Raw genomic sequence first — 7,555 nt, forward strand, 5'->3', positions numbered from 1 at the left:
TCAATAACGCCATGTCCAACACTCCAATATCCCCTGATCACCAAAGACAGGGAAGCGTTCAAACATGGGTCACTTCTCAGTGGAAATTACTCCCCACACCGGGTCAACTCTCAATGAAAATCAACACCATTGGGGTAGGTTCCAGGTGCTGACCAACGCGAATGAAGAGCGGATCATCGAAATGCTGTCGCAGCCGTTTCAACGATCCGCTCATCGCCTGTTGTGTAACATGCAGCTCGTTTGCTGCGCGCGTCACATTGCGTTCGCGAAGCAGCATGTGCAGCGCGCGCAGGAGGTTTAAGTCGAATTTTCCTATATCAAATGTGCGCACATTTACTCTTGAGATGCGTTTGCGGCCTGCATTAATCATACCACAAGTGGCCCACGGCACAACTGCCAGTTGTAATGTTGGTCTGTCTGAACAATTTGTTTGGCTTTATGGCCAGCACGAGGTTAAAGGCTGGCCATCCATGCATCCCTACACAGATATGCTGAGCGTCGCGATTTGATTCATAGATCTGAGGACTGTGTCCGGCTGATTGCGCCTATAGTGACATGAGCTTCGGCAGCGAGTGCGCCCTATCAAATGACACTTGGCCCGCCCGGAGCTATTTTGGCATAGCCGGTGTGTCTGGAGAGAAATATGCGAATCAATTTGCCAATGGACCTGTTGAGAACCCTCGTGGCCATTGTCGATACGGGATCAATGGTTCGTGCAAGCGAACACATATATCTTACACAATCTGCTGTCAGCCTCCAGATGAAGCGGCTTTCGGATATTGTCGGGCAGCCGATCTTGACGCGCCAGCAAGGCGCGCTTCGGCTAACGCCAGCCGGTGAACGTCTAGTTGCCAGTGCCCGCGAAATTCTGGCCCTGAACGATACCCTGATTGGGGAAATTGGTAGCCGGGCCGACGGACCAGTGCGTATCGGTATGGTGCAGGATTTCGCCGATGCAATCCTCTCTGGAGTTCTGTCGCGGTTCAAGCGTTTCTACCCTGATGTGCGAATGGAAATCCGCGTCAGTAATTCCGAGGAATTAAAGGAACTGTTTGCTTCCAATCTCCTGGATACGGCATTGTATCTCGGTGATCCTGGTGAGCCGGGTGCGACCGCCAAGGCGCAGATGGAGTGGCTCGGCGATTCCGATCTGTTGTTACAGCCGGTTCTGCCGATTGCAATCATGACGAAGCCATGCCGGTTCCGTGAGGCCGCGATCACGGCGCTAGACAGCGTTGGCCGTCCCTTTGCAATCACGCTTGAAACTCCGAGTATATCTGTGCTGCGGGCTGCGGTCGAAAGCGGACTTGCCGTGACGTGCCGCACAGTTGCATTTCTTGGCAATCAGTTCGAGCCTCTCGATATTGGGTGCGGAGCAACATCCGAAATTGCGTATATGGTATCCGTCCACCCGTCGGCCAATTCTACGGTTTTAGCGCTTGTGGAACTGATTAAAGCGGCGATCAGAAAGCTCTAGATTACAGATTCCTATAGTCGGAACAGCTGCTTATGATGAGACGATTTATTGCTTGGAAATATAGTATATATTCGAACAAACAATAGCGATATCTACATTTTTTGAAAATTATTTCAATATTTTCGCTATAAAATTTTCCAATTATAGTAATTAAGAAGAATTACTTATATTTTGATATGATAATGAATTTGTGAAAATTTAATTGATTATCAAATTTATGTAGGATAGCATGCTGCATGGAATAATTTTGTGTTCTTAAATGTGAGATTTAGGAATTTAATTGAGTATTCTTTATATTCTCATTTGCGGATTTAATACGCCGGTGGATGTGTGATGGTGCTAAATCTCCCAACCGAACTTTTAAGAAGTTTTGTTGCAATCGTTGAATCGGGGTCAATGCAACGCGCCACCGAGCGGGTGTTCGTAACTCAATCGGCGTTAAGTTTACAAATGAAGCGCTTGGAAGACATGTTGCAGACACCCCTTTTTTATCGCGATGGCCGCAAGCTAGCCTTAACGCCTGCAGGAGAGGAGTTGCTGGGATATGCACGCAATATCCTCGCAACGAACGATCAGGCAGTGATTGCGTTGAATGGAGAAGCATTGGCTGGGGCAGTCCGCGTCGGCCTGATCCAGGATTTTGCTGAAACATTGCTTGGCGATATCTTGTCGTGTTTTGTGAAGGGCAATCCTGATACGCAGCTGCATGTTCGCGTTGGAGGAACAACTGAGCTGACGGAACTCATGGAGAGCGACCGGCTTGACATGGTTCTCGGTATAGGCGCGCAGGATGACCCCGCCGCAATCTGCAATGCCCCCACCTACTGGCTCGGCAACAAGGATCTTTTGGATGTTAAGGTTCTTCCGCTCGCCTTGATGCAAAGCCCTTGTCGATTTCGGGATGCCGCTCTCGCTTCGCTGGAAGCATGCGGTCGTCCCTATCGAATTTTCATGGAAACAGCGAGCCTCTCTGCACTGAGGGTAGCAGTTGAATCCAATATTGCGATCACCAGTCGCACAGAGCTATTCTCCACTCGACGTGTCGAGACTGAGCCGACTGAATTACCGCAACTCAGTGGAGTTTCGTATCTGTTGAAAATTCGTCCAGACGTTCACCCGGTCGTATCGCGCTTTGCCGAAATCGTCCGGTCGGCAGTGCTGAATCTAATATCCAAAGTATAGAAATATCCGCTGTTATCAGGTGGCGCGGCAGTGGGTAGGCTATTAGCGGGCTTTAATTCAAGCTTACGTAAACTTGTTGTTCAATGCCAGCACAAGACGATATGCAGTTTTGCTCTAAGACGCGTAACAATTTTGGTGCAACATATAAAGCAGAGGCGCCTAATGTCCTTGAAAATCTATTTTGGGCCTGGATCAGTTGCATTGGCTGGGCTGATCGCGCTTGAAGAAGCAAACGCGGAATTTGAACCTGTACGTGTCGTGCTGGCGGAGGGTGAGCAGAGGAAACCGGAATTTCTTGCCTTGAACAAACGAGGTCAGGTTCCTGTTCTGATCGCCGATGGTCAGGTTATCGCGGAAAATATCGCCGTGCTGACATATATTGCCAACCGCTTCCCGGACGCAAAGCTGTTGCCGCTGGGCGATCCCGCCAAACTTGCGCGAGCCTATGAATTGCTCAGTTGGTTTGCCACCAATGTTCATATTGCGATTGCTCAGATTGCGCGTTCCGAACGGTTTAGTGACAATGCTGACGTGCAGGCAGGTCTAAAGGAATCCGGGAAGGTCCGGCTCAAAGGAGTATTGGCCGAATTTGACCGCGCGGCATCGGGTACATGGTTGTTGGGAGAAGACTTTTCGGTCGTCGATCCGCTGGCCTTCGTCGCATGGCGCTGGGCGGAGCGCTTTGAAATCGACCTCACGCCCCATCGTGCATGGGCAGCCCTTGTCGATCGTATAAAAGCTCGACCCTCCTTCGTCCGTGCCACCGCCATTGAGTCTGGGCTGGTCACGCGGGCCGCGTAACGCGACAGCGCCTGAGGCTTCTCCGAAACTATACTGTTGCGGCGCCTATCGGGCAAAAAGAAACTTGCTTTGATTGTAGCAGTTTCATGGGCGGTCCACGGCTGGACATATATTCATTTGCAACCGGCATAAACTGCATTTCTAAATATCGTTAGACCAAAAGTACGTGCCAGATAAGCTTGTGTAAGCAAATTAATTATGTCTGCATTTGACTGGCGCCGACGCAAATTGCGACGCTGTTGGAGCAGGCCTCTATGTAATCGCCGAAGGAAAGGATTTGATGGTAAAGGGTGATGGGCTCAATCCTACTATGATGCAAGTCGAGCAGTTGCCGGAGACGGGCAACAACACATCAATGTCATTTCTGGACGCAATGGCATGTCTGGCTACGGGTGTGGCGGTTGTAGCATGTGTTGATTCCGGGCATCCGAAGGGTCTTTTGGTCAGCTCCTTGACTCCATTGTCTGTTGACCCGCCGAGCATGCTTTTCTGCATCAGAAAGGCTGCATATTGTTATGCAGCGCTTTCGAGCTCGGACAGGTGCAGCATAGCCATACTGTCTGAGGCCGATCAAATCGAAGCAGAGCGGTTTTCTCGCGCTGACCGCTTTAAGGAAAGGTTTGACTCGGCATCATGGATATTGCCTTACGGTCAACCTCCTGAACTCAAAGGTGCCTTAATCTCCATGTCGGGGAATATTGATAAGGTCATTGATGCCGGCACACACGACATCTTCATTGTCAATATAGACAGCATCAAGGGGCGGTCCGCTGATCCCCTGGTATATTTCAAACGACGTTTTCAGAAGCTGGCTAATGTTGCATAGGGCTTCCTCGGCGCATCCAGTTCTCTAGTGATTGTATATGGACGGGGACCGCATGACCGCGTTAGCATCAGCCACAGTTTCGCAAGGCAGGGATGAGCTGTTTGATCTCGATGCTGTGCTGACAGAGTTGCGTGAAAAATTTGCCGAGACCGCGGCGTATTATGATGCAGCAGGCACGATACCAGTAGACAATCTGAACGCGCTGCATGCGAAAGGCTTGCTCGCCTTGACTATCGCGGAAGATAGGGGAGGGATGGGGGCGGGCCTTGCCACTTCCGCGAAGGTGATCAGGGAGATTGCAAGGGGTGAGCCATCAACCGCGTTGATTCTGGCAATGCAGTGCATGAGTCATAGCGGTATTGAAGGCTTGGAGGGATGGCCCAAGAATTTGCGTCATCAGCTTGAGCAGGATGCCATCATACACGGAGCACTTGTGAACGCCCTTCGCGTGGAACCCGAACTGGGTACGCCTGCAAGAGGAGGGCTGCCGGCAACGTTGGCGGAACGCAAGAGGGATGGTTGGGTCATTACGGGCAGGAAAATATTTTCGACCGGCAGTCACGCACTCAAATACATGCTGGTGTGGGCGAAAACTGACGATGATCAGCCGTTAGTGGGATATTTTCTTGTCCCGGCCAACTGCCCCGGTATCCGGATTGAAGAAACCTGGAATCACATTGGCATGCGTGCGACGGCGAGCCATGATATCATCTTCGAGAAGGTCAAAATTTCACCAGATCACGTAATGGACATTCGCCAGCCTGTCGATTGGCAGGTCGCCAGCGGTCGTCAAACTGCCTGGATTGCCGGCCTGCTAGGCTCTCTGTACGATGGAGTGGCTCAATCCGCCCGCGACTGGTTCATACACTATGCACATGGCCGGTCGCCTTCCAACTTGGGCGCAGCTCTGTCGACACTGCCTCGCTTTCAAGATCTTGTCGGCAGGATAGATGCGCTTCTACTTGCCAATCATATTCTACTCAGGGAGCTTTGTGAAAGTACTGATGATGGCGTTCCTCCGGTTGCAACAGATGCTTTTCTTGTGAAGTTTCTTGTAACTAAAAACGCGATCGAGGCGGTATCCATGGCATTGGAGGCGATCGGGAACCCCGGTTTGACGAAGAACAACGAGCTTGAGCGCCACTACCGCAACGTCCTGTGCAGCCAGGCCCATGCTCCACAAAATGACACCATATTGATAGCCGCAGGGAAAGCGGCCTTCGATGCGGCAGCTCAAAAAAAGCGAACGCCAAGGCCACCCCGTTTTTCCGGTTCGCCAATTTGAAGATGGCACTCCTGTATGGGAATAGCCAAGTCCGGCCATAAACATTTGTCGGGATTATGGATGCTCGTGGGTAGATACCGGGCATAGGCAGGCCTTCAGCGTCTTCTGAACAGGCATAAAGACAATTTTGGTTATCGTGCTTATGTTGGAAGTGGGCAGGGTTGATGTATGCATCCGTGCTTGGCCTATGGGTAGGGGTGCGTTAGGAAGGGGTTCCCGACAACCGGACTGCCCCGTCTTGAAACCGCCTTCATTCCTCTCTGTTTTTGCCGCTCTGGCCGGGGCGCTTCTGTGCGCGGGATGCGGCGCTGGCGACGACGAGCCCGTGCGCGTCAATGCGATAGGTTCTGCGCGCGAGTTTGCGGCGCCGCTCACCCATATCGACACCCGCGCGGGACAGATCATGCTGGCCGCGACCGCGCGCGGCTTGGTAAGCGTAGATGCAGATGGCACTGTGGTTCCTGCGCTCGCGCAACGCTGGATCGTGGTGGATGAGGGGAAAAGCTATATCTTCCGTTTGCGCCGCGCTCGCTGGGCTGATGGGGCAAGAGTTGACGCGCGTGAGGTGAAGCGACTGCTTCAGGCTCGGCTGCGCGCCGGTGTCCGGCAAGATCCTTACGGTCCTCTCGCTTCCGTTAAGCAGATAATTGCGATGACGGACGACGTGCTGGAGCTTAGGCTGACAACAGCACGCCCCAATTTTCTCGCCGCTCTGGCTGTGCCTGAGATGGCGATTGCACGCGGCACCGGCGGCACCGGCCCGTATCGCAAGCGTAAGGACGAGGCGGGTGGAGCCGATCTCTGGCGCTTGTTGCCGCTTGATGCGCTGGGCCATGTGGATGAGGAGGCGGAGCAGCGCGCGGTTCGTTTGTTGCGCGCCGAACGGGCCGCGCGGGCGATTGTGCGTTTTCGCGAAGGCGATGCCGATCTGATGCTGGGCGGCACGGTGGCCGAGCTGCCTTATGTATCCATCGCGGGAGTGCGGGACGGATTTGTCCGCTTTGATCCTGTGCAGGGATTGTTTGGGCTGGCGGTGGCGCGGGACAGCGTGATGCTCAAGGATGCTTCAGTGCGGCGTGCAATGGCGATGGCGATTGATCGCACTGCCCTCGTGAGCAAATTTGCGGTAGCACGCTGGAAAATTGCCGAGCAGATTGTGCCGCAGCAACTGAATTTGCCCCATCTTCCGACTCCGCCGGATTGGGCGGTGCTGTCTATGGAACGACGGCGGGTTTTGGCGCGTGACGTGGTGTCGCGCTGGCGCTTGCAGCATGGTAACGCGCCGTTTGTCCTCTCCATCAGCCTGCCGAAAGGGCCGGGCTTGGAGATACTGTTCCACGCCTTGCGCGATCAATATGCGCAGACGGGTGTGGTGCTGATCCGTAAGGAGAAAGGGGCTGACCTTGCTCTGATTGACGAGGTGGCGCCGTATGACAGTGTATCATGGTATCTTGGCCGCCTGAGCTGCGCGCGGGGGGTGCATTGCGATGAACGAGCAGAGGAGCTGCTGCGTGAATCGCTGAAGGCGACCGGCATGGCTGAGCGACTGGAGATGCTGGGCCAGGCTGAACCGCTGATCGTGGAACACGAGGGCTTTATCCCGTTGGCGATGCCAGTGCGCTGGTCGCTGGTGCGCGGGCGGCTGGATGGGTTTGCCCCTTCGCCACGCGCAGTGCATCCGCTTGATCGTCTGATGAAATAAAAGCGACTGGATTAGTTCGCCGCCGCTGCCTCGCGTTCAGCTATCAAAGCAGCATCGATTTCTTTTGCACGGATATAGGCTGGCCGCTCGGTCAGGCCGGACACATAATCTGTAAAGCCCGGACGTGGAGCGAGCATGCCGAACATCATCAGAAAGGGGACTGTCAGGATTTCCGTGTGTGGGCGGGCGGTTGAACATTACGCCGCCATGGCTCTGATGAAGCGCTCGCCGAAGATCACGGCGAACTGAGCCTTGGCCATGGACCACTCACGCGGTGGCATT

The 7,555-nt window shown here is 53.6% G+C and carries 8 protein-coding genes; 6 read left to right on the forward strand and 2 right to left on the reverse strand.

Annotation, left to right across the window (positions count from 1 at the left end; genetic code table 11):
* Positions 1-103 precede the first annotated feature (103 nt).
* Complete coding sequence (locus tag EQG66_RS14990; RefSeq protein ID WP_245988131.1) at positions 104-331, reverse strand: helix-turn-helix domain-containing protein; 228 nt, start codon at positions 329-331, stop codon at positions 104-106.
* Between the two features lie 312 nt (positions 332-643).
* On the opposite strand from EQG66_RS14990, the gene EQG66_RS14995 reads away from it, so the two are divergent.
* From EQG66_RS14995 to EQG66_RS15020, 6 genes are all read left to right on the forward strand, one after another.
* Positions 644-1,477 (forward strand): LysR substrate-binding domain-containing protein, encoded by an 834-nt coding sequence (locus EQG66_RS14995; protein WP_129405310.1) that lies wholly within the window; start codon positions 644-646, stop codon positions 1,475-1,477.
* Positions 1,478-1,810: 333 nt separating this feature from the next.
* Positions 1,811-2,659 (forward strand): LysR family transcriptional regulator, encoded by an 849-nt coding sequence (locus EQG66_RS15000; protein ID WP_129405311.1) that lies wholly within the window; start codon positions 1,811-1,813, stop codon positions 2,657-2,659.
* A gap of 168 nt (positions 2,660-2,827) precedes the next feature.
* On the forward strand, positions 2,828-3,460 hold the full coding sequence (locus EQG66_RS15005; RefSeq protein ID WP_220428678.1) for a glutathione S-transferase family protein: 633 nt from the start codon (positions 2,828-2,830) through the stop codon (positions 3,458-3,460).
* Between the two features lie 280 nt (positions 3,461-3,740).
* Positions 3,741-4,286: a flavin reductase family protein gene (locus EQG66_RS15010; RefSeq protein ID WP_129405313.1), complete on the forward strand. Its 546-nt coding sequence runs from the start codon at positions 3,741-3,743 to the stop codon at positions 4,284-4,286.
* A gap of 52 nt (positions 4,287-4,338) precedes the next feature.
* Entirely contained in the window at positions 4,339-5,571 is a 1,233-nt protein-coding gene (locus EQG66_RS15015; protein ID WP_129405314.1) for an acyl-CoA dehydrogenase family protein, read from the forward strand.
* Between the two features lie 238 nt (positions 5,572-5,809).
* Positions 5,810-7,273 carry an ABC transporter substrate-binding protein gene (locus EQG66_RS15020; protein ID WP_245988132.1) on the forward strand — a complete coding sequence of 488 codons (1,464 nt, stop codon included), beginning with the start codon at positions 5,810-5,812 and terminating at the stop codon, positions 7,271-7,273.
* Positions 7,274-7,284: 11 nt separating this feature from the next.
* Here the strand turns inward: EQG66_RS15020 and EQG66_RS15740 are convergent, their stop codons facing one another.
* Positions 7,285-7,410 carry a hypothetical protein gene (locus EQG66_RS15740; RefSeq protein WP_281273958.1) on the reverse strand — a complete coding sequence of 42 codons (126 nt, stop codon included), beginning with the start codon at positions 7,408-7,410 and terminating at the stop codon, positions 7,285-7,287.
* Positions 7,411-7,555 lie beyond the last annotated feature (145 nt).

Source organism: Sphingobium fluviale (assembly GCF_004122115.1).
Lineage (GTDB): Bacteria > Pseudomonadota > Alphaproteobacteria > Sphingomonadales > Sphingomonadaceae > Sphingobium > Sphingobium fluviale.

Bases quoted from the DNA above. Each gene is read 5' to 3' on its own strand.
- EQG66_RS14995 (WP_129405310.1), top strand. From the start codon at position 644: ATGCGAATCAATTTGCCAATGGACCTGTTGAGAACCCTCGTGGCCATT.
- EQG66_RS15000 (WP_129405311.1), top strand. From the start codon at position 1,811: ATGGTGCTAAATCTCCCAACCGAACTTTTAAGAAGTTTTGTTGCAATC.
- EQG66_RS15010 (WP_129405313.1), top strand. From the start codon at position 3,741: ATGGTAAAGGGTGATGGGCTCAATCCTACTATGATGCAAGTCGAGCAG.
- EQG66_RS15015 (WP_129405314.1), top strand. From the start codon at position 4,339: ATGACCGCGTTAGCATCAGCCACAGTTTCGCAAGGCAGGGATGAGCTG.
- EQG66_RS15740 (WP_281273958.1), bottom strand. From the start codon at position 7,410: ATGCTCGCTCCACGTCCGGGCTTTACAGATTATGTGTCCGGCCTGACC.